This is a genomic window from Pseudomonas sp. ZS1P83, from assembly GCF_054897825.1.
Window position 1 is genome coordinate 5,805,919 of record NZ_CM142706.1, and the last position, 25,422, is coordinate 5,831,340.

Here is a 25,422-nt window from a genome sequence, read left to right on the forward strand (position 1 = left end):
GTGCCAGCTACCTTCCGGGGCAGCCGCGAACCGGCGAGCGTAACAGCTTGATATCTAATGAATTAATATCAAAAACATCTGAATACTGTCGTTTTTGGAATAAGCGAGTGTCGCTGACAGAGATGCAGCTGGCGCAATAGGGACGCAAGCGGTCGCGGGCAGGCGAGCACTGTCACATTAATTTGTTAGCGTCGATCTCTTTGAATCAGGGTCTTTTAATAAGGAAAGCATGCCGATGAAGCTCGCACCGAAATTTCTGGTTGCTGCACTGGGATTGAGTTTGGGCCTGAGCCTCGCCGGCCAGGTATTCGCTACGGACTTGAAGCACTGGCCCGCCGATCAGGCCAAGGCGCTGGACGCCATGATTGCGGCCAACGCCAACAAAGGTAACTACGCGGTGTTCGACATGGACAACACCAGTTACCGCTACGATCTCGAAGAGTCGTTGCTGCCGTTCATGGAAAACAAAGGTCTGATCACCCGCGAGAAGCTCGACCCCTCCCTGAAACTGATGCCGTTCAAAGACACCGCCGACCACAAGGAAAGCCTGTTCAGCTACTACTATCGCCTCTGCGAAGTTGACGACATGGTCTGCTATCCATGGGTTGCCCAAGTGTTCGCAGGCTTCACGCTCCAGGAACTCAAGGGCTATGTCGACGAGTTGATGGCTTCCGGCAAGCCGGTGCCGGCGACTTATTACGAAGGCGACGTGGTCAAGAACCTCGACGTCAACCCCCCGAAAATCTTCACCGGCCAGAAAGAGCTCTACAACAAGCTGATGGAGAACGGCATCGAGGTCTACGTGATGACCGCCGCCTCCGAAGAATTGGTGCGGATGGTCGCCGCCGATCCGAAGTACGGCTACAACGTGAAACCGCAGAACGTCATCGGCGTGAGCTTGCTGCTCAAGGATCCCAAGTCCGGTGAGTTGACCACCGCGCGCAAGCAAATCACCGCCGGCAAGTATGACGAGAAGGCCAACCTCGGCCTCGAACTGACCCCGTACTTGTGGACCCCGGCGACCTGGATGGCCGGCAAGCAAGCGGCGATTCTGACCTACATCGATGAGTGGAAAAAACCGGTTCTGGTCGGCGGCGATACACCGACCAGCGATGGTTTCATGCTGTTCCACAGCGTAGACGTGGCCAAGGGTGGCATCCACTTGTGGGTCAACCGCAAAGACAAATACATGACTCAGATTAACGGCATGATGGCCAAGCACGCGGCAGCTCAGGCCAAGGAAGGGTTGCAGGTCACTGCGGACAAGAACTGGGTGATCGTCAAGCCTGAAGAGATTCAATAAGCGCCACGATGATCGTTCCCACGCGGGAGCGTGGGAACGATCAAAAAAATACCCCGCACTTGGCGGGGCATTTTTTTGTTCAACGGTTAAGCATCACAGCCCGTCGAGCATTGCCTTGTTACGCACAGCACCCTTGTCGGCGCTGGTCGCCAGCAGGGCGTAGGCTTTCAGCGCGGTGGTCACCTTGCGTGGACGTTTTTCCACTGGTTTCCAGCCTTTCTGATCTTGCTCGGCACGGCGCCCGGCCATTTCTTCGTCGCTGATCAACAGGTTGATCGAGCGGTTCGGAATGTCGATCAGCACTTTGTCGCCCTCTTGCACCAGACCAATTGCGCCGCCCGCCGCCGCTTCTGGCGAAGCGTGGCCGATGGACAGGCCCGAAGTGCCGCCGGAGAAACGGCCGTCGGTGAGCAGGGCGCAAGCTTTGCCCAGGCCTTTGGATTTCAGGTAGGACGTCGGGTACAGCATTTCCTGCATGCCCGGGCCGCCTTTCGGGCCTTCGTAACGAATGATCACGATGTCGCCGGCCTTCACTTCGTCAGCGAGGATGCCGCGTACGGCGCTGTCCTGGCTTTCGAAGATCTTCGCGTTGCCTTCGAAGACGTGGATCGACTCGTCGACGCCGGCGGTTTTCACCACGCAGCCGTCCAGCGCGATGTTGCCGTAGAGAACGGCCAAGCCGCCTTCTTTCGAGTAGGCGTGTTCGACACTGCGGATGCAGCCGTTTTCACGGTCGTCGTCCAGGGTCTCCCATCGGGTCGACTGGCTGAACGCGGTTTGCGTCGGGATGCCCCCAGGGCCGGCCTTGAAGAAGTGATGCACCGCTTCGTCGCTGGTCTGGGTGATGTCCCACTTGGCGATGCCTTCGGCCAGGGTTTTGCTGTGCACGGTCGGCAGGTCAGTGTGCAGCAGACCGCCACGGGCCAGCGAGCCGAGGATGCTGAAGATCCCGCCGGCGCGGTGCACGTCTTCCATGTGGTACTTCTGGATGTTCGGCGCAACTTTGCACAGTTGCGGCACATGACGGGAGAGACGGTCGATGTCGCGCAGGTCGAAATCGATCTCGGCTTCCTGGGCCGCGGCCAGCAAGTGCAGGATGGTGTTAGTGGAACCGCCCATGGCGATGTCCAGGGTCATAGCGTTTTCGAACGCCTTGAAGTTGGCGATGTTGCGCGGCAACACTGACTCGTCGTTCTCGCCGTAGTAACGCTTACACAGCTCGACGATGGTGCGACCGGCCTGCAGGAACAGCTGCTCGCGGTCGCTGTGGGTGGCCAAGGTCGAACCGTTGCCCGGCAATGCCAGGCCGAGGGCTTCGACCAGGCAGTTCATCGAGTTGGCGGTGAACATGCCGGAGCAAGAACCGCAGGTCGGGCAGGCGTTGCGCTCGTAGTCAGCGACTTTCTCGTCAGAAGCGCTGGAGTCGGCGGCGATCACCATGGCGTCGACGAGGTCGAGGCCGTGGCTGGCCAGTTTGGTCTTGCCGGCTTCCATCGGGCCGCCGGACACGAAGATCACCGGGATGTTCAGGCGCAGGGACGCCATCAACATGCCAGGGGTGATCTTGTCGCAGTTGGAGATGCAGACGATCGCATCGGCGCAGTGGGCGTTGACCATGTATTCGACGGAATCGGCGATGATCTCGCGGCTCGGCAGCGAATAAAGCATGCCGTCGTGACCCATGGCGATGCCGTCATCCACGGCAATGGTGTTGAATTCTTTCGCTACACCGCCGGCGCGTTCGATTTCGCGGGCGACCAGCTGACCCAGGTCCTTGAGGTGGACGTGGCCCGGTACGAACTGGGTGAAGGAGTTGGCAATGGCGATGATCGGCTTTTTGAAGTCGTCATCTTTCATCCCCGTGGCGCGCCACAGCGCGCGGGCGCCGGCCATGTTGCGGCCATGGGTGGATGTTTTCGAGCGGTAATCAGGCATGAAGCACTCCGGGCGGCTAATCAGGTATCAAAAGGGAAGTGAGCTTCTATTGACGTCTGGAACACTCAGAAATGGCCGTGTGTCCGGAAGTTGCCGATAACTTTGCGGGATCGCCGCGCGCTTCAGCTTGAGCTCATAAACCCGCCGGGGGATGACTGGCGATGAATGTCGCGATTCTACACGGCTGGCGTCAGGAGGGAATGCCGGGAAGTGTTGATCCAGTACTCACATAACGTACGGGATGACGATCGGCAGCTATCAGCCCACCTTCAGCGCCAGATGCCGCCGTGTGATCAGTACATTCAAGCCAAGACCCGCGGCACTCAAGGTCAGGAAACACAAGGCAAGCGCCGTGGTCAGGTCGTCGTACGCAAAATTGATCACCACGCTGATCACGCCACCGAACATGAAAATCAGCACGCCGCCGACCGAGGTAGACGTTCCGGCGTTCTGTGGGTAGAGACTCATCGCTTTGGAATTGGCGATAGGTCTGGCAATGGTGGTGCCTGCTGTACAAATCAGCATGGGTACCAGTACTGCGGCAGCAGAGAGGCCGAACTGATCCGCCAACCACAGCATGATTAACCCTGACAAAGCGATCAGACCCAGACCGATAGCTATCTGCGTGTTGGCTTGCAGGTGCCGATGCAGGGCGCTGGCGACAATCCCGCCGAACACATAGGCCACGCCATACAGTAATAACGCCCAGGCAAATTCGTACGACGAAAGCGCCAGACGCTCCATGAAAATAATCGGTGAAATGACGATGAACGAAAAATGGCAGGCAAAGGCCAACGCTGAAATTAGCCAGTAACCCATGAAGCGTAGATCCGAACACACCCGCCAATAGGCACTGAAAAATCGTCCGTGCAACGCCGTATGACGGTGCGGGTTTTCCTTGAGCAGAAAGCAGACTTTGAGCCAGACAATGACGGCCAGCGTGATAAACACATAGAAGCTGCCCTGCCAGCCTAGCTGCGATTGCAACCACGCCCCCAACAGGGGCGAAATCGAAATGAACACCCCGCCGCCCGTCACCATCCATATTCTGATTCGCTCCTGTTCTTTGCCGACGAACAAATCCTGAACCAGTGCCTGTGACAGCACGAAGGATCCGCAACCAACCGCCTGGATCACGCGAAAGAACAGAAACCAGCTGTATTCGCTGGACGCCAGGCAACCTGTCGCTCCGACCACCGCGATTGCGATACCTGCCAGCAGCAGCTTCTTGCGCCCCCACAAATCCGACAACGGTCCGACTAGCACCACGGACAACGCCAGGCCCATGGCGAATACGCTGACGGACAGGGCAATCTCGGACGGTGAGGTCTGAAAGTAGGCAGAAAGAACGGGAAAGGACGGGAGCACCACATCGAGGGGGAAGACACCGAGCAGCGTCATGGTCATCAACAGAATGACCGTGGCCCGGCGGTTTTTGTCACTGACTGCGGATTTTACTTCATCCATCGGCAAGCCCTGCCTTTACGAAGAGCTGCTGGTTGGAAGGCAGGTCGAAAAAACCTGCCTTTTCCATTGCCTGAAACGTCGCGCCTGCACCCGATCGGGAGCGCTGAAGGCAGGCTTGCGGGCCGGTCAGGGCACTGAGGATTTCTGCGACGCAATGCTCGTCGAGGCCCACACTGTTCAGGCTTTCCTTCAGCCATCGCTCATCGACCTCAAAGAACATCGGGATGACGTCTACCAGCAACTTCGCGGCGAAAGTGCGTTGGCTGCTGTTCAGGGTCAGCCACAGATAATGAAACACTTCGGAAAAATAGCGACTGTGTCGGGCCTCATCGGTGAGGTGGTCCCTAAGCATTTCCTGGACGCTGGAGACCAGCCCGTTGCGGCAAACCTCGAGCAGTTCCCTGGCGATGATTGTCTCGGACACGAAGCCGACGAGAAACCAGGCCAGCGCTTTATGCCTGTCGGGGGTGTGGTCGATGAGGGCGTTCAGTCGTGTAATGCGGTGCGGCATCACTGGGCGTTGGGTCATGCCGTAGAGGTCGGCTATCTGCTCGGCGAGGCTATTGGAAAACAGGGCGTGATAACCCTCATCGGTATAGAGCTGGAGGGCGGCCGTTTTCATTCGTCGGGGGATGGACGCACCGAGCTCATCGTGGACGATGGTTTCCACGGAGCGGTTGACGATCCGATGTTCGAGCCGGGTGGTGTAGTCGAGGAAATACACCAGATGGTTGGCCGATAGTCGATGGGTGATCGCGCTGCCTGCTGCTTTGATTACCGGGTGATTCAGGTAGGGCATGAAGGCCGGCGGGAACCAGTGCCGTGTTTCCAGTTGCCGTTCCAGATCTAATGGCAATTGATAGGTGTGCTCGCTGGTTCGTACCGAGGCTCGGGTGTTCCAGTCGCCGAGGGTGAAGCGCTGGGCCCAGGCGTCGGGAAGGGAAAGGTCGTCTGTGCGGGGCTCGGTCATTGGTGTGAGCCTCGGCTGCTCAGCAGCGCTTTCAATTCCTTGCACATCACCTGTCCGTCACTCTGGCCACAGCCCACAAAAAACAACGGTTGTTCGGCGCTGCCCTCGATCCCCAGCAACGTTTCAACCTGATCGTCCGCCAACGCACCGGTCAGCCAGGTACTTAATCCAAGTGCGGTGGCCACCAGTTGAAAGGTCTGGGAAATATGACCTGCTTCCACGTAGGCCATTCGGTACGCCCGCGAGTGTTCATATTTCCACCACAGTTTGTCGAAGCGGGCGGTGATAAACAGACCGACTGGCAGGTTGTTGATGAAATGCTGCCCACACAACAATTGCCCCATGGGCGAGGCAGGCAACGGATTGACGAAGCTCAATGCATGTTCGGTGGGGTGGTAGGCGTAGAGCCCGGGATTCAGGCCGCTGACGTTTTGAACATGAAGAAAGCCTTCGCAGGCATTCAGTCCACCACCGGACGGACTGCTACGCCGGGCGCCATGACCTTCTGCGATGGTTTCGTCGATATCGTTGTCGCGCTCACGCAGATAGCCAAGGGACAAATACAAAAGAGTGCCCACATCGTCGAGAGAAACCTCTTCACCCGTGAAGGAGCGACAGGTCTTTCGGTCGATCAAGGTCTTTGCAAGTGCACTTTGCGGCAGACAGGAAGGTTGGGGCAGGGCAATCCGCTCGCTTGTCGGGCGTTCTGTGAGACTGACCTTCGGGGCAGGAGTAGCCAGTACTTCGGCGCAATGGTCCAGATAGTGTCTCGACCATTCATTAATATCTTGAGGGACATATTCACAAGGAATGTTCTTGGTGCCGATATGAAATATCTTCGACAGTTCATCCCAGCCCCATTCAAGGGTGTCTTGTATTGAAGTGGTGAGTATTCCCGCGTTCAGGAGTTGCGTGTCTATTATGTTGCTGTCATCAAACTTTTCAGGGTTGTCGATAAGGTGTGCGAGACGGGTTGAATATTCAAGATTCAATTCGAACTGTTTGTGGTTCTTGTAATCCCAGACTATTTGGTCGGGCGTGCGAGGAAGTATGAATATATAGGGGTTTATCTGCATGATTAGCGACTCACTCTGGTCTTTGCCATAGAAAACGCTGGGTAGCCGGCACTCCCCAGCGTTTCATTTACTTAGCGGACTTTTGGCGCAACCAGAAAAGCCAGGTTAGCGATTTTGTTCGTTTCCAGAGTAATTGCTTTCATGTTTTGAACTCCTTGTAATTGATAGTGAGTGTCACTCCTTTGTGACGACTTAATCATAGTTTGTAATGAGTTCTTAGCAAGGGGAGATTGGGTAGGAATGTTCCAGTAATCTTGTCGGATCGATCTGAGGGTTGGACGAATCTTGTAAGTTCTGTCCGCTAAAATAAAAGACAGCGCGAAACGTCCTGCAAGTCAGTAAGACTGCGGGAGGAGGAAGTTGGAGAAATCAATAACAGATAATAGAACGGGGAGCCGGCTGGCTCCCCGTCAAACCAGCATAATCAGCTGTTTGGCAGCAGACGGCAGGTGATGCTCTTGATGTAGCGGGTTTCGGCAATCGCCGGGTGAACCGGGTGATCCGGGCCCTGACCGCCGCGCTCCAGTATCTGGATGTTACGGTCCAGGTGACGGGCGCTGGTCAGCAGGATGTTTTGCAGATCGTCTTCCGGCAAGTGCATCGAGCACGAAGCGCTGACCAGGATGCCGTCCTTGCTGAGCAGGCGCATGGCTTGCTCGTTCAGGCGACGGTAGGCGCCTTCACCGTTCTTCATGTCTTTCTTGCGTTTGATGAATGCCGGCGGGTCGGCAACGATCACGTCGAAGCGTTCTTCGCTGGCTTTCAGCTCTTTCAGGGCTTCGAACACATCGCCTTCGATGCAGGTCATTTTGTCGGCAAAACCGTTCAGCGCAGCGTTGCGCTCGACGCCGTCGAGGGCGAAGGCCGATGCGTCGACGCAGAACACTTCACTGGCGCCGAACGCAGCCGCTTGCACGCCCCAGCCACCGATGTAGCTGTACAGGTCCAGCACGCGTTTGCCTTTGGCGTAAGGTGCCAGACGCGCGCGATTCATGCGGTGGTCGTAGAACCAGCCGGTTTTTTGTCCCTGGATGACGGGTGCTTCGAATTTCACGCCGTTTTCTTCCAGCGCGACCCACTCCGGCACCAGGCCGAACACGGTTTCGACGTAGCGATTGAGGCCTTCGGCATCACGTGCAGCAGAGTCGTTCTTGAACAGAATGCCGCTTGGCTTGAGCACTTGGGTCAGGGCCGCGATCACGTCTTCTTTATGAGCTTCCATGGTTGCCGAGGCGATCTGTACCACCAGAATGTCGCCAAAACGGTCAACCACCAAGCCTGGCAACAGGTCGGAGTCACCGTAGACCAGGCGATAGAACGGCTTGTCGAACAGACGATCGCGCAGGGAAAGGGCAACGTTCAGGCGATGCACCAGCAACGACTTGTCCAGCGGCAACCTGATGTCGCGCGACAGCAGACGGGCGCAGATCAAGTTGTTCGGGCTCATGGCAACGATGCCCAGCGGCTTGCCGCCGGCAGCTTCGAGGATCGCCTGATCGCCGGCCTTGAAACCGTGCAAAGGAGTAGCGGCTACATCGATTTCGTTGCTATAGACCCACAAATGGCCATTTCGCAGGCGACGGTCGGCATTGGCTTTGAGGCGCAGGCTAGGCAGGGACATGACGTCGCTCCGGAAAAAAGAGCGGGAGTATAGCGTGTTGAGGGTTGCGGCGGGCTTGGAGGGCGATGAAACGCTGATGACGTCTTCGCGGGCAAGCCTCGCTCCTACGGATTTGTGATTTCTGTAGGAGCGAGGCTTGCCCGCGAAGGCGATTTCGAATGCGAAGTCGACGATGAAAGTTCCGGCGATATGCCCCATTGGTGTGTCTGATCCAACTTTATAAGGGTTAGAATCGCCGCCTGTCCCAGAGTGTGTACTTATGGCCCAAGAGCTGACTTCCGAACAGATTCAACAATCGCTGCAAGGCATCAGCGTGCCGGCCCAGCCGCAGATCATGGTGGATTTGCAGATGGAACAGTACATGCCCGATCCGGATCTGGAGGTGATCGCGAAGCTGATCTCCCAGGACCCGGGCCTCTCTGGCGCCTTGTTGAAAATCGTCAACTCGCCGTATTACGGCTTGAGCAACAAGATCGCCTCGATTCAGCGTGCGGTGAATCTGCTGGGCAGCCGTTCGATCATCAACCTGATCAACGCCCAGTCGATCAAGGGCGAGATGAACGACGACACCATCGTCACCTTGAATCGTTTCTGGGATACCGCTCAGGACGTGGCGATGACCTGCCTGACCCTGGCCAAGCGCATCGGCGCCCAGGCCGGCGATGAAGCGTACGCCCTGGGTCTGTTCCATGACTGCGGCGTGCCACTGATGCTCCAGCGCTTTCCCAACTACATGACCGTTCTGGAAGAGGCCTATGCCAGCGCCAGCGCTGAATGCCGGGTGGTGGACACGGAGAATCGGGTGTTCAATACCAATCACGCGGTGGTGGGTTATTACACCGCCAAATCCTGGCGCCTGCCGGAGCATGTAACCGCCGCCATCGCCAATCACCACAATGCGTTGGCGATCTTCAGCGATGAGTCATTGCGCAACAGTCAGCTGAAAAATCTGCTGGCGATCCTGAAGATGGCCGAGCACATTTGTGCGTCCTTCCGGGTGCTGGGCAACCAGCGTGATGACCACGAGTGGAACAGCATCGCGCCTTTGGTTCTCGATTATGTAGGCCTCTCGGACTACGACTTCGAGACCCTCAAACAAACGATTCGCGACCTTGGCACGCACCGCTGAGCGTTGCACAGCCTGATTCGAGAGCACCATGCCGGAACTGCCTGAAGTCGAAACCACTCGCCGCGGAATTGCGCCGCACCTTGAAGGCCAGCGCGTCAGCCGGGTGATCGTGCGTGACCGCCGCTTGCGCTGGCCGATTCCCGAAGACCTGGATGTGCGGCTGTCGGGTCAGCGCATCGTGCTGGTGGAAAGACGCGCGAAGTACCTGCTGATCAATGCCGAAGTCGGCACGCTGATCAGCCATTTAGGCATGTCGGGAAATCTGCGTCTGGTGGCAGTCGGCACGCCGGTGGGCAAGCATGAGCATGTGGACATAGAGCTGGAATCCGGCCTGGCCTTGCGTTACACCGACCCGCGACGGTTTGGTGCGATGCTCTGGAGCCTCGACCCGCTCAACCACGAATTGCTTATTCGCCTGGGGCCGGAGCCGTTGACCGATCTGTTCGACGGTGAGCGCTTGTTTCAGAAGTCCCGCGGTCGATCCATGGCCGTGAAGCCGTTCATCATGGACAACGCGGTGGTGGTCGGTGTGGGAAATATCTACGCAACCGAAGCGTTGTTCGCGGCAGGTATCGACCCGCGTCGTGAGGCCAAGAGCATCTCTCGGGCGCGTTATCTGAAATTGGCGATCGAGATCAAACGCATCCTGGCTGCCGCTATCGAACGCGGCGGCACCACGCTGCGCGACTTTATCGGAGGTGATGGTCAGCCCGGTTACTTCCAGCAGGAACTGTTCGTGTATGGCCGCGGCGGTGAGCCATGCAAGGTCTGCGGGACGGAGCTGCGGGACGTGAAACTCGGGCAGCGCGCCAGCGTCTTTTGCCCGCGCTGTCAGAGTTGATACCTCATACGGTCTATAGTCAGTGCTCACTGCCTAGCCGAAGGACCGTGTCATGAACCTGTTTCGAACCCTTGTCGTCGCGTTGCTGCTGAGTGTCGGCGCGCCAGTGCTGGCGGCAAACACCGGCAGCGGCGACCCGCGTTACTCCATCCAGAATCCCCCGGCGTACGCCATGCTCGGCGATTTGCTGATCGCCCGACCCTTGCTGGTCGTGGCAACAGTAATCGGTGCGGGGGCGTTTGTGGTGTCGTTGCCGTTTACCGCGTTGGGTGGCGGCGTTGGCGATGCGGGGCAGGCGTTGGTGGTCGACCCGGCGAAAGCGGCGTTCGTGCGGTGTCTGGGGTGTATCGGGGAAGGGTTTGAGCGGCGGGAGTGAAGCCTAAAAGCTTCGCGGGCAAGCCTCGCTCCTACAGGTCCAGAGTCGTACCGGACAACAGCGAACGGCCCAAACCTGTAGGAGCGAGGCTTGCCCGCGAAGGCGTCCTCACAGACACCAAATGACTCAAGCCTTACCGGTAATGATCCGATACTTCGCCATCAACTGCTCTTCAGTCTCCGGATGCGCTTCATCCAGCGGGATGCAATCCACCGGGCAAACTTGCTGGCACTGAGGTTCGTCGTAGTGGCCCACACACTGTGTGCACAGGTTCGGGTCGATCACGTAGATCTCTTCGCCTTGAGAAATGGCGGCGTTCGGGCACTCGGGTTCGCAGACGTCACAGTTGATGCAATCGTCGGTGATGATCAGGGACATGCTAACTCCAGCCAGGGCGGAAGGCCCGGGCGCAATAAACCAATGCGCGCAATTGTGCCGCATTGGCGCCCGCAGTGCACGCGGGCGCCGCCTGAGCGGTTGTTACTTCTTGAAGCGCTCGTTAAGGGCGTCCGCTACCGCAGGGTGGACGAACTTGGTGATATCGCCGCCCAGGGCTGCGATTTCACGAACCAGCGTCGAGGAAATGTACGAATACCGCTCGGACGGGGTAAGAAACAGACTTTCCACATCCGGCGCCAGCTGACGGTTCATGTTGGCCAACTGGAATTCGTATTCGAAGTCCGACACCGCACGCAAACCACGCAGGAACACGTTGGCGTTCTTCTCTTTGGCGAAGTGCGCCAGCAACGTCGAGAAGCCGACGACTTCAACGTTCGGCAGATGTTTAGTGACCTCACGGGCCAACGCCACACGCTGTTCCAGGGGAAACAACGGGTTTTTCTTCGGGCTGGCGGCGACGGCGATGATCACATGATCGAACAGGCGCGCGGCGCGTTCGACCAGATCGCCATGGCCCTTGGTAATAGGGTCGAAGGTACCTGGGTACAACACTCGGTTCATCGCGTCGTCCTGGCGGGAGTCCGTTGGGGAATCGGATGGTATCGCAGCCTTCCCGGTCGGCCAAGTCGCCTTTTGAGTAAGAAAGCACTATAGACGATTGGAATATTCTCCATTTTCATGGGTTTTTCAAACGTTCGGCCAAAGAAGTTGCCAACTGCGCCGTCAACCCGTAGACCGACAATTGCGGGTTTGCGCCAATGCTGGTGGGGAACAGCGAGCCGTCATGAATCGACAGGTTGCCTAGCTGATGATGGCGGCCGAGGCTGTCGGTCACGGCGTTTTTCGGGTCTTCACCCATGGCACAACCGCCCATCACATGGGCACTGCCAAGGCGTGTGCGATACAGCTCAAGGCTCAGGCCGTCGATCAGCGTGCGCGCTTCGGCGAGGGTTTTCACGTAGCGAGCGTCGGCGTGCATGGGCATCACCGCCTTGGCACCGCCAGCGAACTGGATCTCGGCCATGCTGTGGAACGCCCGGCGCAATCCGTCCCAGGCATAGGGAGAAACCTGATAGTCGAGCACCGGCGTGCCGTCACCGCGCAACTCGACGCTACCGCCGCGGCTGTCCGGGTGGAAACCGTCCCGCAGCAACGCCAACATGGCGTGGGTATGGGGCAGGTTTTCCATGTGCCGGGCGTTTTCCTTACCTAAGCCACCGAGCAGCGTGGTCGCCAGCGCCGGGTGCAGCGGCGGCACTTCCAGTTTGTAAGACATCTTCCCGGTGGTGCCGTCCTGCCATTGGAAATGGTCGGAATAGATCGACTGTGGTGCGCCATAGAACGGGTTGATCACCTCGTCGAACAGCCCGGCCGACATGTTCACCAGGTGTAGAAAAGTCCTTTTACCCAGCCGCTTGTGAGGATCGGGAGCCTCGGAGCGCATGAGCAGCGCAGGGCTGTTGATCCCGCCGCCAGCCAGCACGTAATGCCGGGCCTTGACCGTGATTGTCCTGCCCATGGGAGCGACGCAACGGTCGTCCATCGCTACGCATTGCAAGCCCGTGACCTTGTCGCCGGTGATCAAGAGCTTTTCGGCGCGAGCCAGATAGAGCAACTCGCCCCCTTTTTCCAAGGTCGCCGGAATGGTCGTGACCAGCATCGATTGCTTGGCGTTGGTCGGGCAGCCCATGCCGCAGTACCCGAGATTCCAGCAGCCACGCACGTTGCGCGGGATCACATGCCAGGTGTAGCCGAGTTTTTCGCAGCCTTTGCGGATCACGTCGTTGTTGGCGTTGGGTGGGATCATCCAGGGAGCGACGCCCAGGCGTTGTTCCATTTTCTCGAACCATGGCGCCATCTCGGCCGGCGTGTGGCCTTTGACGTCGTGTTCTTTGGCCCAGTGGTCGAGGGTCGGGTCCGGGGTGCGAAAGCTTGAGGTCCAGTTGATCAGCGTGGTACCGCCCACCGCCCGGCCCTGAAGGATGGTGATCGCGCCGTCCTTGCTCATGCGGCCGATGCCTTCCTGGTAGAGGCTGGTGTAGGCCTGGTCTTCGAGCAGCTTGAAGTCGCTGCTGGTCTTGAGTGGACCTTCCTCGATCAGCAACACCTTGTAGCCCGCGGCGCTGAGAATTTCGGCGGTGGTGCCGCCACCCGCGCCGCTGCCGATAATCGCCACGTCCGCTTCGAGGGTCAGGTCCTGGGTCAGTTGCGAACCGTTATAGGTTTTCCAGCCACGGGCCAGGCCTTCGCGGAACGGATCGGGTACGGGCATGTTCAGGTTCTCTTCTTCTTTTGAGTTCGGTGGTGAAGCGGCTGACGTCTTCGCGGGCAAGCCACGCTCCCACAGGATTTGAGGTGGACCACCCTTTTGTGAACGACTCAAACCCTGTGGGAGCGTGGCTTGCCCGCGATAGGGTCGCCACGGTTTCAGACCGTAGGCGGCCCGGGATACCCGCAATGCGCCCACGACTCCGCCCGGCTGTACCACGCCATCATCACCAGCTGCTGCAGCGAGCTGTGGCCCATGCGCAGCAAACTTAACGAGCTGTTTTCCCAGCGATCCAGAAAGTGCCGAATCTCGTCAGCACTGGCGTTTTCCCAGTTGCCCCAGATCCCGGTCAGTGGCCCGCGAGTCACGGCCATTCCCAGCACATCGAATAACTGCTGGGTCAGCTTGAGCATTTCCGGCGACAGGTGATTCAAGCTGTTATCCAGGCAGTGCAGGGTGCCATCGATGGCCGCCGGCATTTTCTCGACGGCCACGGCGCCGTCGAGCATCACCGGAATCAGTGCCCGCAGAAACAGCACGTCACCGTTGCGCAGAATCGCGAAACCACTGGCTGGAATGCTCGACGAGCAGCCGCGGAGGCTGGCTCCCAATCCAGCGGTGGCGAGAAAGGCGCTGGCACCCAGACTGAATTTAAGCAAACCGCGCCGTGACAGCGCGGGTGTATCGGACAGACTTGGGCTCATTATTGTTATTACCCGGTGGTGATCGTTAGCGGATAAACAGCTTCTGAATCAGCTTCTGAATGGATTTGCCGTACGGCGGGTAGATCAATTTCGCCGCATTGAACCGCTGTTTGATCAGCACACCTTTGGCTTTGCTGAAGGTCAGGAAACCTTCGTGGCCGTGGTAATGACCCATGCCCGAGGCGCCGATACCGCCGAATGGCATGTCGTCCTGAGCAACGTGCAGCAGGGTGTCGTTCAGGCACACGCCACCGGAATGGGTTTCGTGAAGTACGCGGTTTTGCTCACGCTTGTCGTAGCCGAAGTAATACAGGGCCAGCGGACGAGGTCGTTGGTTGATGTAGGCAAAGGCTTGATCCAGATCCTTGTACGGAACGATCGGCAACAGCGGGCCGAAGATTTCGTCCTGCATCACCATCATGTCGTTGCTGACATTGAGCAGCAGGCTGTGGCTCATTCGGCGCCCTTGGCCCTGGTCGAACAACGGAATCAGCAGCGCCCCTTTGCTGGTGGCGTCGCTGATGTAGCCATTGAGGCGCGCCAATTGTCGGTCATTGATGATCGCGGTGTAGTCCGGGTTGTCGGTCAGGGTCGGATAAAACCCGCGAACCGCCTGACGATAGGCCTCGACGAACGCACCGATGCGATCTTCCGGCACCAGGACATAATCCGGGGCCACGCAGGTCTGCCCGGCGTTGAGCGTCTTGCCGAAGGCGATGCGTTCGGCAGCGTCCTTGAGCGGTACGTCGCGAGACACGATGGCCGGGGATTTGCCGCCGAGTTCGAGGGTCACCGGGGTCAGGTTCTCGGCCGCCGCACGCATCACGTGTTTGCCAACGCTGGTGGCGCCGGTGAACAGCAGGTGATCGAAACGCAGTTTAGAGAACGCTACACCGATATCGGCTTCGCCCAGCACCACGCAGACCAGGTCTTGCGGGAAGATTCGGCCCAGCAGTTCCTTGAGCAACAAGCCGAAGACCGGGGTCGACTCACTCAGTTTGAGCATCACCCGATTGCCTGCCGACAACGCGCCTACCAATGGCCCGATGGCCAGATACAGCGGGTAGTTCCACGGCACGATCACCCCGACCACACCCAAAGGTTGATAAACGACTTTGGCTGCCGCGGGTTGAAAAGCAATCCCGACCTTGCGCTTCGACGTCTTCATCCACCCTTTGAGGTGCTGATTGGCGTAGTGAATGCCATGCAGGCTGGGCATCAGTTCGGCGAGCAGGGTTTCATCGGCGCTGCGATGGCTGAAATCCTGGCTGATGGCATCGATCAGTGCCTGACGCTCATTGCTCAACAGATCTCGCAGGGCTTTTAGCCATTGCTGGCGTTGGGCAGCGGGCGGCATCGGGTTGGCTGCATACGCCGTGCGTTGGGCGTCGAACATAGTCTGGAGCTCTTCCAGAGGCTGCTGAAGGTTCTGCAGGTAGGCGATGTCAGCAGTCATGGTCGGCTCCGGTTTTAGTGTAATAAGGGACTTTTTAGAGTCAAAGCTCTAGAAAGTCAAATGACATCCTGGTGCAGCGTTGTTTTATCCACTCCCCGTTAGGTCGTAAGATGCCCGTCAACGCACTCTGAATTAAAGCCCAAGCCATGGCCCCTCGGATCAAAACCAGCGAGCGCATCGTGCAGAACAGCCTGGAGCTGTTCAATCAGCAGGGTGAGCGCAGTATCAGCACCAACCACATTGCTGCCCACATGGAAATTTCCCCGGGCAACCTGTACTACCACTTCCCCAACAAGCAGGCGATCATCGCCGTGCTGTTCAGTGAGTACGAAAGCCTGGTGGACAGCTTCCTGCGCCCGCCACAGGGCCGCGCCGCCACGGTTGACGACAAGCGCGTCTACCTCCAGGAGTTGCTGGCCGCCATGTGGCGCTACCGGTTTTTGCACCGCGATCTGGAGCACTTGCTCGACAGCGATCCGGAGCTGGCCGCCCGTTATCGGCGCTTTTCCCAACGCTGTCTGATCCACGGCATGCACATCTACGCGGGCTTCGTCGAGGCCGGCATCCTGCAAATGGACAAGGTTCAGATTGAATCCCTGACGCTTAATGCCTGGATCATCCTGACGTCCTGGGTGCGTTTTCTATGCACCACGCGTGAAAACTCCAATCACCTGAGCGAACAGGCCATTAAACGCGGCGTGTATCAGGTGCTGGTGCTTGAGGCCGGTTTTGTCTCGGATCAGTCTCGCGCCGCGGTGAATGCGCTGTTCGAGGAGTTTTACGTGCCGCTGGCCCAGGCGCTGGAAGAAGTGAAGTAGGATCAAACATCGCCAAAATCACAGGAGTCCGTTATGCCCATTGCGCAACTGATCAGCCCACAAGCGTTGGACCTGAAAAAGGAACAGCCGGGGCTGGTGATTCTGGATTGTCGTTTTGCCCTCGAAGACCCGGATTACGGTCAGCGCAGTTATGCCGAAGGGCATATCGCCGGGTCGAGCTTTGCCGATCTTGAGCGTGATTTGAGCGGGACTGTGGTCAAGGGGGTAACCGGGCGCCATCCGGTGCCTGAACCTGAAGACTTGATTGAACGTCTGCAATCCTGGGGCATCAACGCCGACAGCGATGTGATTTTGTACGACGACGGTCCGGGTGCCTACGCGGCGCGGGCCTGGTGGTTGCTGGCCTGGCTGGGTAAACGTGACGGCGTGTTCATTCTCGATGGCGGGCTCAAGGCCTGGCACGCGGCCGGTTTGCCCCTGAGTCTTGATGCGCCGGAGATTGAACGTGGCACCTTCACGGGGACGCCGGATAACGCGCTGATCTTGAGCGCCGAACAGCTCCTGCAACGCCTCGGCCAGCCCGCGCTGACCTTGCTCGATGCCCGCGCCTTGCCGCGCTTCAAAGGCGAAGTAGAACCGATCGATCCGATTGCCGGGCACATCCCCGGCGCGCAATGTGCGGCGTTCACTGACAACCTGGGCAGCGACGGGCGTTTTCTGCCGGCGGATCAGCTCAAGCAGCGTTTTGCCGCGAAACTCGGTCATCGTTCGCCGACCGATCTGGTGGCGTACTGCGGTTCTGGCGTGACGGCGTGTCACAACCTGTTTGCATTGTGTCTGGCCGGGTATCCGTTGGGGTCGTTGTATGCCGGGTCGTGGAGCGAGTGGATCAACGATCCTGCGCACGGCATTGCCATCGGCGAGTAATCCCCAATCTAAATGTGGAAGCGGGCTTGCTCGCAACCCATTACTCGCGACCAACGCCGGTCAACCACTGCGGGATGCGCCGTTCCAGGTAGTAACCCGGTTGCCTGAACGAGCCATCGACGAAGCCGACATGCCCACCCTTGGGCTGTAGTTCGAATTGCGTGCAGGCGGACAATTCCTCGGCTTGCGGCAAGCTGTGAGGAAATACAAACGGGTCATCGGCCGCTTGAATGATCAGGGTCGGCGTACGAATCTCGCCAAGGAAATAACGACTCGAGGCGCGGCGATAGTAATCCTCGGCATCGGCAAAACCATTCAGCGGCGCCGTGACCCGGCCATCGAAATCCCAGAACGTACGCATGTTCTCCAGCGAGCCCAGCGCAGCCAAGGCCGCCAGTCCATCCTCGCGCCCGTCATGCTGGAACTGTCGCTGCTTATTCTTGATGTAGGCCAGCATCTCGCGCATGAAATGCGCCTGATAGACCTTGGAGAAACCCTGGCCGATACGGTCGGCGCATTGATCGAGACGAAACGGCACCGACACCGCCACCGCACCGAGCACGCCGCTGTCACTGCCGGATTCGCCCAAGTGCTTGAGCAAGACATTGCCGCCCAGGGAATAGCCGATCGCATACAGTGGCGCCAGAGGACGTTTGGCCCGCAGGTGTTTGATGGTTTCGGCCAGGTCTTCGCTGGCGCCGGAATGGTAGCTGCGCGGCAACAGATTCGGCTCGCCTGAGCAGCCGCGCCAGTTCAGCGCGACGCTGGCCCAGCCTTGGGCACCCAGTGCTTTCTGCACCCCGGCCACGTAAGGCGAATTTGAAGAACCGGTCAGGCCGTGCAACACCAGCACCAGTGGCGCATCGACGCTGTGCGGGCCGTGCCAGTCGAGATCGAGAAAGTCACCGTCCTCAAGCCACAGGCGTTCGCGTTGGCGTTCGATGTGCGTGGTTTTGCGCCACAGCGGCCCCCACAAGGTTTGCAAGTGCGGGTTGCCGAGGCCGAAGGCGGGGGTGAAACGTTCTGGCGGATGGGACACGTTTATTCTCGATGCAGCGGTGCGAGCCTCGCTTGAGGCACGCACCTTTTTCAGGCCGGTCGATTAACCGGCGATCTCTGCCATACGTTGCCACAACGCGTAGTAAACCCGCCCGGATTTCTGCTCCCGGTGCAGGCGCCAGTTGCCTGGCAGACCGAGTATCGAGGGTGCGTTTTCGCTTTCAGTGTAGATCCAGGCCTCGTTGGCCAGCCATTGACGCTCTTCAAGCAGCGTGCAGACGGTCGGCAACAAGTTCTGGTTGAACGGCGGGTCGAGGAACACCACGTCGTACGCAGTTGCTGTCTGGGTTTCCAGGTAGCGTAAGGCATCGGCGGTCTGAATCTGGCCGGTGGTGCAGCGCAGCGTGCCCAGATGCTCCTTGATGCTGGCGACCGCGATGTTGCTGGCGTCCAGCGCTTGACCCATGGCCGCGCCACGGGACAAGGCTTCGAGGAACAACGCGCCGCTGCCGGCGAACGGATCAAACACTTTGGCCCCGGCAACGTACGGCGCGAGCCAGTTGAACAAAGTTTCACGCACCCGGTCCGGGGTCGGGCGCAAGCCCGGTGCGTCAGGGAAGCTCAGCTTTCGGCTGCCCCATTCACCGCCGATGATGCGCAGTTGGTTCACACCGTTGTGCACGTTGTGAACGGGTTTTTTAGGACGAGTGGCCATTAATGCTCCGGGACCCCGAGCGGTTGCTCGGCAGGTTTATCAGTTGGGGCCGGCAACGGCTTTTGCGGCACGGTCGGGCCAGCGCTGACGATGACCATTTTGTCCGTGCTCAAGTGTTTGTTCAGTGCGGTTTTAACCTGTTCGACCGTCAGGCTTTGGGACTCACGCATAAAGTCATCCAGATAATTCAGCGGCAGGTTGTAGAAACCCATGGCGCCGAGCTGGCCGACAATATCGGCGTTGCTGGCAGTGGACAGCGGGAAGCTGCCGGCCAGTTCACGCTTGGCATCGTCGAGTTCCTTCTCGGTCGGGCCGGTTTTAAGGTAGTCGGCGAGCACGTCTTGCACCAGTTTCAGCGTGCCTTCGCTCATCTCGGCGCGGGTTTGCAGGTTGATCATGAACGGGCCGCGCGCCTGCATCGGGGTGAAGCCCGAATAGACGCCGTAAGCCAGGCCACGCTTCTCGCGCACTTCGCTCATCAACCGGGTGCCGAAACCACCGCCACCCAGAATCTGGTTGCCCATGGACAGTGCCGCGTAGTCCGGATCGTCACGGTCGATGCCCAATTGCGCGAGCATCAGGTTGGTCTGCTTGGACGGGAACTCGATGTGACCGATGCTGGCTTTCGGTTCCTCCGGTTGCGGAATTTTCGCCAGCTCAGGACCTTTTGGCAGCGTGCTGGAGACTTGCGAAGCAATCGCCTCCGCCTCGGCGCGAGACAGGTCGCCCACCAGCGCAATCACCACGTTGCCAGCCGCATAGGCCTTCTCATGGAACGCGCGCAGTTGCGCCACGGTGATCGCCGGAACGGTTTTCGCCGTGCCGTCGCTGGAATGCGCGTACGCGTGATCGCCGTACAGACGGTTCATCAGCTCCAGGCTCGCCAGTTTGCCGGGGTTCTGCTTCTGGTATTCGAAACCGGCGAGCATCTGGTTCTTGATGCGCGCAAAGGAATCGGCGGGGAAGGTCGGTTTGCCGACGACTTCAGAGAACAACTTCAGGGCCGGTTCGCGTTTGTCCGCGGCGCTGAGGCTGCGCAGGGAAGCCAGTGCCATGTCTTTAAACGCGCCGTTGCCAAAGTCAGCGCCCAGGCCTTCGAAGCCCTGAGCGATGGCGCCAACGTCTTTGCCGGCCACACCTTCGTTGAGCATCGCGTTGGTCAGCACCGCCAGACCCGGCGCATCGCCATCCTGGCTGCTGCCGGCAGCGAAGATCAGGCGCATGTCGAACATCGGCAGCTCCCGGGCTTCAACGAACAGCACCTTGGCGCCTTCGGCGGTTTTCCAGGTCTGCACGTCCAGGGTGCGGTGACTTGGCGCCTTGCCGTCGAGTTCTGCCAGCGATTGCAGCTTCTGGCTGGCCTTGGCCTTGTCGAGGGCTTCGCTGGCCTTGGATTCGTCGGTCTTCGAGAAGTAAAAAGCTGCAGACCCGATCAATGCGACAGCGATCAGGCCAATCAGGGCCAAGCGCGGTTTTTTACGCTCACTCATGAGTCGTCTCCTCTGGCAATACATGGGCGACGCTGAGACGTTCGCGGGTGAAATACAGCTTGGCGGCTTTCTGGATGTCTTCCGGGGTCACGCTTTCCAGGTCGGCGAGTTCGGTGTCCATCAGCTTCCACGACAGGCCAACTGTTTCCAATTGGCCAATGGCGGTGGCCTGGCTGGTGATCGAGTCACGCTCGTAGACCAGGCCTGCGATGACTTGTGCGCGGACGCGTTCCAGCTCTTCAGCGGACGGCGCGGTGGTTTTCAGCTGTTCAAGCAGCTTCCACAAACCGGCTTCGGCCTGGGCCATGGTTTTCTTTTTCTGGGTATTGGGCGTTGCCGACAAGGTGAACAGGCTGTCGCCACGGGTGTAGGCGTCGTAGCTCGACGAACCGCCGGACACCAGCTCTTCGCCGCGCTCCAGTTGCGTCGGGATGCGTGCGCTGTAGCCGCCGTCGAGCAGGGCCGAGATCAGGCGCAAGGCATTCACCGAACGTTTGTCTTCGGCGGTGGCGATGCTTGGCACATTGAAACCCAGCATCAGGCTTGGCAGTTGGGTCTGCACGTGCAGGGTGATCTGCCGCTCGCCGGGTTCGGCCAGTTCCAGCGGGATTTTCGCCGGTGGCACATCACGTTTGGCGATCGGGCCGAAGTAGCGCTGGGCCAGGGTTTTGACCTCGTCCGGGGTCACGTCGCCGACCACGACCAACGTGGCGTTGTTCGGCACGTACCAGGATTGGTACCAGTGGCGCAGCTCCTCGACTTTCATGCGATCGAGGTCAGCCATCCAGCCGATGGTCGGCGTGTGGTAACCGCTGGCCGGGTAGGCCATGGCCTTGAAGCGTTCGTAGGCCTTGGACATTGGTTTGTCGTCGGTGCGCAGGCGACGTTCTTCTTTAATGACTTCGATCTCGCGGGCGAACTCGTCGGCCGGCAGACGCAGGCTGGCCATGCGGTCGGCTTCCAGCTCGAAGGCCACGCCCAGACGGTCACGGGCCAGCACTTGGTAATAAGCAGTGAAGTCGTCGCTGGTGAACGCGTTCTCTTCGGCGCCGAGGTCGCGCAGGATGAGCGAAGCTTCGCCGGGGCCGACTTTTTCGCTGCCCTTGAACATCATGTGTTCCAGGGCATGGGACAAACCGGTCTGACCCGGCGTCTCGTAGCTTGAGCCGACCTTGTACCAGACTTGGGAAACCACCACCGGTGCACGATGGTCTTCGCGCACGACGACCTTCAGGCCGTTATCGAGGGTGAATTCGTGGGTGGGTTGTGGATCGGCAGCCAAGGCCGAGAGGGGCAGACAAACTGTGCTGAGCAGCAGGCCTGCAGCGCGGCGGGCTAAAGCATTCATTCGTTTTTAAACCTGTTGAGCTGCCCGCTTGGTCTTAGCGTCGGCGGGCGAGAGGGTGCTAGGATACTGGTCCGTTTTACTGGCGGCCACGCCTATCAGGCCTTTGATCGGCCGGAAGGTTGCATGGGTTACCTGCGGAAGCTTTGAGTTTGTCAGCTAAACTCTGCGTTTTCGCCGACGATGCCGTTCCAGTCCTTCGTATTAGTCAACCTTTGAGGTGCTGTTTGCACCTCGACAAAATGTTGCGCGTGAACAAGCTGGGTCAATCGCAGTCTGTTCTGCATCGAATATTTATTTGCCGAGGCGCCCTTTGGCGCGTCGCTACCGTGAGATAGCCGTCCTCCATGTTTGGTTCCAACGACGACAAGAAAGCCCCAGCTGCGGCTGGTGAGAAGAAAAGCCTGTTCGGATGGCTGCGCAAAAAGCCGCAGGAACCCGTCGTCGAACAGCCACAGCCACTTCCTGAGCCAACACCTGCGCCGGGCATAGAAGAAGAGCCCGCGCCGGTTGTCTTGCCGATCGCCGAGCCGGTGCTGCAAGCGGTCACCGAGCCTGAGCCTGATGTGGTTGCCGAAGTCGTGACTCAGGTGCCGCTGACACCCATTGCCGAGCCGTGGCTGACGTTACCTGTGGCGGAAGAACCGGTGGCATTGGTCGAAGATGAGCTGGCGCCGCACGTTACACCGCCTATCCCGGCGCCGAGCGCATTGGCTCCTGAGCCCGTTCAAGCGCCAGTGGTCGAGCCGGTTGTCGCGCCAGTTGTCATGGCCGAGCCTGTGCGCGTGGTCCCAGAGCCTGTCGCTCCTGCATTTATTGCTCCGGTTGCTCCGGTTTCTCCAGCACCTGCACCCGCACCGGTTGTCGCTCCCGTTGCCGCCGCACCTGTCGCTCCCGTCGAAACGCCTGCCGAGCCTGCGCGTACCGAAGAAACCAAAGCCGGTTTCTTCGCCCGCCTGAAACAAGGCTTGTCCAAGACCAGCGCCAGCATCGGCGAAGGCATGGCTAGCCTGTTCCTGGGCAGGAAGATCATCGATGACGAGTTGCTCGAAGACATCGAAACCCGCCTGCTGACCGCCGACGTTGGCGTCGAGGCGACGTCGGTGATCATTCAGCATCTGACCCAGAAAGTCGCCCGTAAAGAACTGGCCGATGCCGATGCGCTGTACAAATCCCTGCAAGCGGAACTGGCGGCGATGCTCAAGCCCGTCGAGCAACCGCTGAAAATCATTTCGCAGAGCAAGCCGTTCGTGATTCTGGTTGTCGGTGTCAACGGTGCCGGCAAGACCACCACCATCGGCAAACTGGCGAAAAAGCTGCAACTTGAAGGCAAGAAAGTCATGCTCGCGGCCGGCGATACCTTCCGCGCCGCCGCCGTCGAGCAATTGCAGGTCTGGGGCGAGCGCAACAAGATCCCGGTCATCGCCCAGCACACCGGCGCTGACTCGGCTTCGGTTATCTTCGATGCCGTGCAAGCGGCCAAGGCCCGTGGCATCGATGTGCTGATCGCCGACACCGCCGGTCGTCTGCACACCAAAGACAATTTGATGGAAGAGCTGAAGAAGGTTCGCCGGGTTATCAGCAAACTCGACGCCGACGCGCCTCACGAGGTGCTGTTGGTGCTCGATGCCGGTACGGGGCAGAACGCGATCAACCAGGCCAAGCAATTCAACCAGACCGTCGAACTGACCGGCCTGGCGCTGACCAAGCTCGACGGCACCGCCAAAGGTGGGGTGATTTTTGCCCTCGCCAAGCAGTTTGGTTTGCCCATTCGCTACATCGGCGTCGGTGAAGGCATCGATGATTTGCGTACTTTTGAAGCAGAACCCTTTGTCCAGGCACTGTTTGCCGAGCGGGAGCGTTCATGATTCGTTTCGAGCAGGTCGGTAAGCGCTACCCGAACGGTCACGTCGGCTTGCATGAGCTGAGCTTTCGCGTCCGTCGGGGCGAGTTTCTGTTTGTGACCGGCCATTCCGGCGCCGGTAAAAGCACCTTATTGCGCCTGCTGCTGGCGATGGAGCGTCCAACCACCGGCAAATTGCTGCTGGCCGGTCAAGATCTGAGCACCATCAGCAATGCGCAGATCCCGTACTTGCGCCGGCAGATCGGCGTGGTGTTCCAGAACCACCAGTTACTGTTCGATCGCACGGTGTTCAACAATATCGCGCTGCCCTTGCAGATCCTTGGGCTGTCCAAGGCCGAGATCGCCAAGCGCGTGGATTCGGCCCTGGAGCGCGTAGCGCTCTCGGACAAGACCGATCTGTACCCCGGCGACCTGTCCACCGGTCAACAACAGCGCGTCGGCATCGCCCGCGCTATCGTTCACCGTCCGGCCTTGCTGCTGGCAGATGAGCCGACCGGTAACCTCGATCCGCGTCTGGCGGCAGAAATCATGGGCGTGTTCGAAGACATCAACCGTCTGGGCACCAGTGTGCTGATTGCCAGTCACGACCTGGCGCTGATCGCCCGTATGCGTCACCGTATGCTGACCCTGCAGCGCGGCCGATTGATCGGCGACGGGGAGGCTGGCGTATGAGTGCGACACGCAGCCCCAAGGTTTCCGAGCGCGTGGCCCCAAAGGCCGCCGACCCGCAGCCGCAGAAGAAAAAACGCGACGATGATGACGGTCCGGACTTCGCCACGTTGTTCCGCGCCTGGGTCGAGAGTCATCGGGCCAGTCTGCTCGATAGCTTGCGTCGTTTGGGCAAGCAGCCAATCGGTAGTTTCTTTACCTGCATGGTAATGGCGGTGGCTCTGAGCTTGCCTATGGGCCTGTCACTTTTGCTAAGTAACGTCGAGCGCCTCGGCGGTTCCTGGCAGCGTGCGGCGCAGATTTCCCTGTACCTGCAAATCGAGGCCAGCCCCGCTGAGGGTGAGTCGCTGCGCGAGCAGATCAAGGGGATGCCCGGCGTCGCCGATGCTGAATATGTCGGCCGCGATCAAGCGCTGGAAGAGTTTCAGCAGCAGTCCGGTCTGGGCGAGGCGCTCAAGGAGCTGCCGGAGAACCCGCTGCCAGGCGTGGTTCTGGTGACGCCGAATGAAGTCGACAAGCCCGCCCTTGAATCATTACGACAAAAACTTTCCGAGTTGCCCAAGGTACAACAGGCGCAACTTGATCTAGTCTGGGTCGAGCGTCTGGCAGCGATCCTCAAGCTGGGCGACCGTTTTGTCTTTGGTCTGACCGTGCTTTTGGTTTCTGCATTACTTTTGGTGATAGGCAATACCATTCGTCTTCATATTGAAAACCGCCGCACAGAGATAGAAGTGATTAAACTCGTCGGCGGCACTGACAGCTATGTGCGCAGGCCTTTTCTGTATATGGGGGCGCTATATGGCTTCGGTGCTGGGATTCTTTCCTGGGGCGTATTGGCGTTTGGCCTTGATTGGCTGAACGACGCGGTAGTGGGGCTGGCCGGTTTGTACGGCAGTGATTTCGCGCTGGCCGGAGTGCCAGTTGCCGATGGTCTGTCGCTCTTGCTTGGCGCGGTGCTGTTGGGGTATATCGGGGCATGGATTGCAGTCGCACGCCACCTGAGGGAGCTTGCGCCTAAGTAGTATCATTTTGCTCGTATTGACCTTTCAGCGTTTATGGGAACTTGTCTTTCGGTTTCCGGTCAATTT

At 59.1% G+C, this 25,422-nt stretch carries 23 protein-coding genes; 9 read left to right on the plus strand and 14 right to left on the minus strand.

Annotated elements, in window-relative coordinates:
* The first annotated feature begins 235 nt into the window (after positions 1 to 235).
* Complete coding sequence (locus ACYZT0_RS27230; RefSeq protein WP_462043793.1) at positions 236 to 1,303, plus strand: HAD family hydrolase; 1,068 nt, start codon at positions 236 to 238, stop codon at positions 1,301 to 1,303.
* Between the two features lie 93 nt (positions 1,304 to 1,396).
* On the opposite strand, the gene ilvD is transcribed toward ACYZT0_RS27230, so the two are convergent.
* The 5 genes from ilvD to ACYZT0_RS27255 form a co-directional block, all read right to left on the minus strand.
* Positions 1,397 to 3,238 (minus strand): dihydroxy-acid dehydratase, encoded by a 1,842-nt coding sequence (gene ilvD, locus ACYZT0_RS27235; RefSeq protein WP_462043794.1) that lies wholly within the window; start codon positions 3,236 to 3,238, stop codon positions 1,397 to 1,399.
* Positions 3,239 to 3,496: 258 nt separating this feature from the next.
* Positions 3,497 to 4,705 carry an MFS transporter gene (locus ACYZT0_RS27240; RefSeq protein ID WP_462043795.1) on the minus strand — a complete coding sequence of 403 codons (1,209 nt, stop codon included), beginning with the start codon at positions 4,703 to 4,705 and terminating at the stop codon, positions 3,497 to 3,499.
* Positions 4,698 to 5,675, minus strand: a complete 978-nt coding sequence (locus ACYZT0_RS27245) for a diiron oxygenase (protein ID WP_462046645.1) — start codon at positions 5,673 to 5,675, stop codon at positions 4,698 to 4,700. The genes ACYZT0_RS27240 and ACYZT0_RS27245 overlap by 8 nt, the downstream gene beginning before the upstream one ends.
* Positions 5,672 to 6,751 carry a SagB family peptide dehydrogenase gene (locus ACYZT0_RS27250; RefSeq protein WP_462043796.1) on the minus strand — a complete coding sequence of 360 codons (1,080 nt, stop codon included), beginning with the start codon at positions 6,749 to 6,751 and terminating at the stop codon, positions 5,672 to 5,674. The genes ACYZT0_RS27245 and ACYZT0_RS27250 overlap by 4 nt, the downstream gene beginning before the upstream one ends.
* Positions 6,752 to 7,175: 424 nt before the next feature.
* Complete coding sequence (locus ACYZT0_RS27255) at positions 7,176 to 8,372, minus strand: class I SAM-dependent rRNA methyltransferase (protein ID WP_462043797.1); 1,197 nt, start codon at positions 8,370 to 8,372, stop codon at positions 7,176 to 7,178.
* A 313-nt stretch (positions 8,373 to 8,685) separates the two neighbouring features.
* On the opposite strand from ACYZT0_RS27255, the gene ACYZT0_RS27260 reads away from it, so the two are divergent.
* From ACYZT0_RS27260 to ACYZT0_RS27270, 3 genes are read left to right on the plus strand one after another with little or no spacing between them, the layout of a single operon-like run.
* Complete coding sequence (locus ACYZT0_RS27260) at positions 8,686 to 9,501, plus strand: HDOD domain-containing protein (protein ID WP_462046646.1); 816 nt, start codon at positions 8,686 to 8,688, stop codon at positions 9,499 to 9,501.
* Positions 9,502 to 9,529: 28 nt separating this feature from the next.
* Positions 9,530 to 10,342 (plus strand): bifunctional DNA-formamidopyrimidine glycosylase/DNA-(apurinic or apyrimidinic site) lyase, encoded by an 813-nt coding sequence (gene mutM / locus ACYZT0_RS27265; RefSeq protein WP_462043798.1) that lies wholly within the window; start codon positions 9,530 to 9,532, stop codon positions 10,340 to 10,342.
* A gap of 52 nt (positions 10,343 to 10,394) precedes the next feature.
* Positions 10,395 to 10,718 carry a multidrug transporter gene (locus ACYZT0_RS27270; protein ID WP_462043799.1) on the plus strand — a complete coding sequence of 108 codons (324 nt, stop codon included), beginning with the start codon at positions 10,395 to 10,397 and terminating at the stop codon, positions 10,716 to 10,718.
* 126 nt (positions 10,719 to 10,844) lie between these two features.
* Here ACYZT0_RS27270 and ACYZT0_RS27275 read toward each other — a convergent pair whose 3' ends face one another.
* The 5 genes from ACYZT0_RS27275 to ACYZT0_RS27295 form a co-directional block, all read right to left on the minus strand.
* The gene (locus ACYZT0_RS27275) at positions 10,845 to 11,096 is read right to left on the minus strand and encodes a YfhL family 4Fe-4S dicluster ferredoxin (protein WP_010466792.1); all 252 of its coding nucleotides are present in this window, start codon (positions 11,094 to 11,096) and stop codon (positions 10,845 to 10,847) included.
* Positions 11,097 to 11,198: 102 nt separating this feature from the next.
* Entirely contained in the window at positions 11,199 to 11,678 is a 480-nt protein-coding gene (gene coaD, locus ACYZT0_RS27280; RefSeq protein ID WP_008150570.1) for a pantetheine-phosphate adenylyltransferase, read from the minus strand.
* Positions 11,679 to 11,793: 115 nt separating this feature from the next.
* Positions 11,794 to 13,389: a GMC family oxidoreductase gene (locus ACYZT0_RS27285; RefSeq protein ID WP_462043800.1), complete on the minus strand. Its 1,596-nt coding sequence runs from the start codon at positions 13,387 to 13,389 to the stop codon at positions 11,794 to 11,796.
* Between the two features lie 155 nt (positions 13,390 to 13,544).
* The gene (locus tag ACYZT0_RS27290; protein ID WP_462043801.1) at positions 13,545 to 14,090 is read right to left on the minus strand and encodes a twin-arginine translocation pathway signal protein; all 546 of its coding nucleotides are present in this window, start codon (positions 14,088 to 14,090) and stop codon (positions 13,545 to 13,547) included.
* A gap of 25 nt (positions 14,091 to 14,115) precedes the next feature.
* A complete protein-coding gene (locus tag ACYZT0_RS27295; protein ID WP_462043802.1) occupies positions 14,116 to 15,546 on the minus strand; it encodes a coniferyl aldehyde dehydrogenase in 1,431 nt (476 codons plus the stop codon).
* 146 nt (positions 15,547 to 15,692) lie between these two features.
* Between ACYZT0_RS27295 and ACYZT0_RS27300 the strand changes: the two genes are divergently transcribed.
* Both ACYZT0_RS27300 and ACYZT0_RS27305 read left to right on the plus strand, forming a co-directional pair.
* Positions 15,693 to 16,364, plus strand: a complete 672-nt coding sequence (locus tag ACYZT0_RS27300) for a TetR/AcrR family transcriptional regulator (protein WP_462043803.1) — start codon at positions 15,693 to 15,695, stop codon at positions 16,362 to 16,364.
* Positions 16,365 to 16,397: 33 nt separating this feature from the next.
* Positions 16,398 to 17,252 carry a sulfurtransferase gene (locus tag ACYZT0_RS27305; RefSeq protein ID WP_462043804.1) on the plus strand — a complete coding sequence of 285 codons (855 nt, stop codon included), beginning with the start codon at positions 16,398 to 16,400 and terminating at the stop codon, positions 17,250 to 17,252.
* 40 nt (positions 17,253 to 17,292) lie between these two features.
* Here ACYZT0_RS27305 and ACYZT0_RS27310 read toward each other — a convergent pair whose 3' ends face one another.
* From ACYZT0_RS27310 to ACYZT0_RS27325, 4 genes are all read right to left on the minus strand, one after another.
* The gene (locus ACYZT0_RS27310; protein WP_462043805.1) at positions 17,293 to 18,291 is read right to left on the minus strand and encodes a hydrolase; all 999 of its coding nucleotides are present in this window, start codon (positions 18,289 to 18,291) and stop codon (positions 17,293 to 17,295) included.
* Between the two features lie 63 nt (positions 18,292 to 18,354).
* The gene (gene rsmD, locus ACYZT0_RS27315; RefSeq protein WP_282383173.1) at positions 18,355 to 18,966 is read right to left on the minus strand and encodes a 16S rRNA (guanine(966)-N(2))-methyltransferase RsmD; all 612 of its coding nucleotides are present in this window, start codon (positions 18,964 to 18,966) and stop codon (positions 18,355 to 18,357) included.
* Positions 18,966 to 20,456, minus strand: a complete 1,491-nt coding sequence (locus tag ACYZT0_RS27320) for a M16 family metallopeptidase (RefSeq protein ID WP_462043806.1) — start codon at positions 20,454 to 20,456, stop codon at positions 18,966 to 18,968. The genes rsmD and ACYZT0_RS27320 overlap by 1 nt, the downstream gene beginning before the upstream one ends.
* Positions 20,449 to 21,804 carry a M16 family metallopeptidase gene (locus ACYZT0_RS27325; protein ID WP_462043807.1) on the minus strand — a complete coding sequence of 452 codons (1,356 nt, stop codon included), beginning with the start codon at positions 21,802 to 21,804 and terminating at the stop codon, positions 20,449 to 20,451. The genes ACYZT0_RS27320 and ACYZT0_RS27325 overlap by 8 nt, the downstream gene beginning before the upstream one ends.
* Before the next feature lie 344 nt (positions 21,805 to 22,148).
* Between ACYZT0_RS27325 and ftsY the strand changes: the two genes are divergently transcribed.
* The 3 genes from ftsY to ftsX are packed head-to-tail and all read left to right on the plus strand — an operon-like array spanning position 22,149 to position 25,356.
* Positions 22,149 to 23,669 (plus strand): signal recognition particle-docking protein FtsY, encoded by a 1,521-nt coding sequence (ftsY, locus tag ACYZT0_RS27330; RefSeq protein WP_462043808.1) that lies wholly within the window; start codon positions 22,149 to 22,151, stop codon positions 23,667 to 23,669.
* A complete protein-coding gene (gene ftsE / locus ACYZT0_RS27335) occupies positions 23,666 to 24,337 on the plus strand; it encodes a cell division ATP-binding protein FtsE (RefSeq protein WP_008152655.1) in 672 nt (223 codons plus the stop codon). Before ftsY ends, ftsE begins: the two co-directional genes overlap by 4 nt.
* Positions 24,334 to 25,356, plus strand: a complete 1,023-nt coding sequence (ftsX, locus tag ACYZT0_RS27340; RefSeq protein WP_462043809.1) for a permease-like cell division protein FtsX — start codon at positions 24,334 to 24,336, stop codon at positions 25,354 to 25,356. Before ftsE ends, ftsX begins: the two co-directional genes overlap by 4 nt.
* Positions 25,357 to 25,422: the final 66 nt, after the last annotated feature.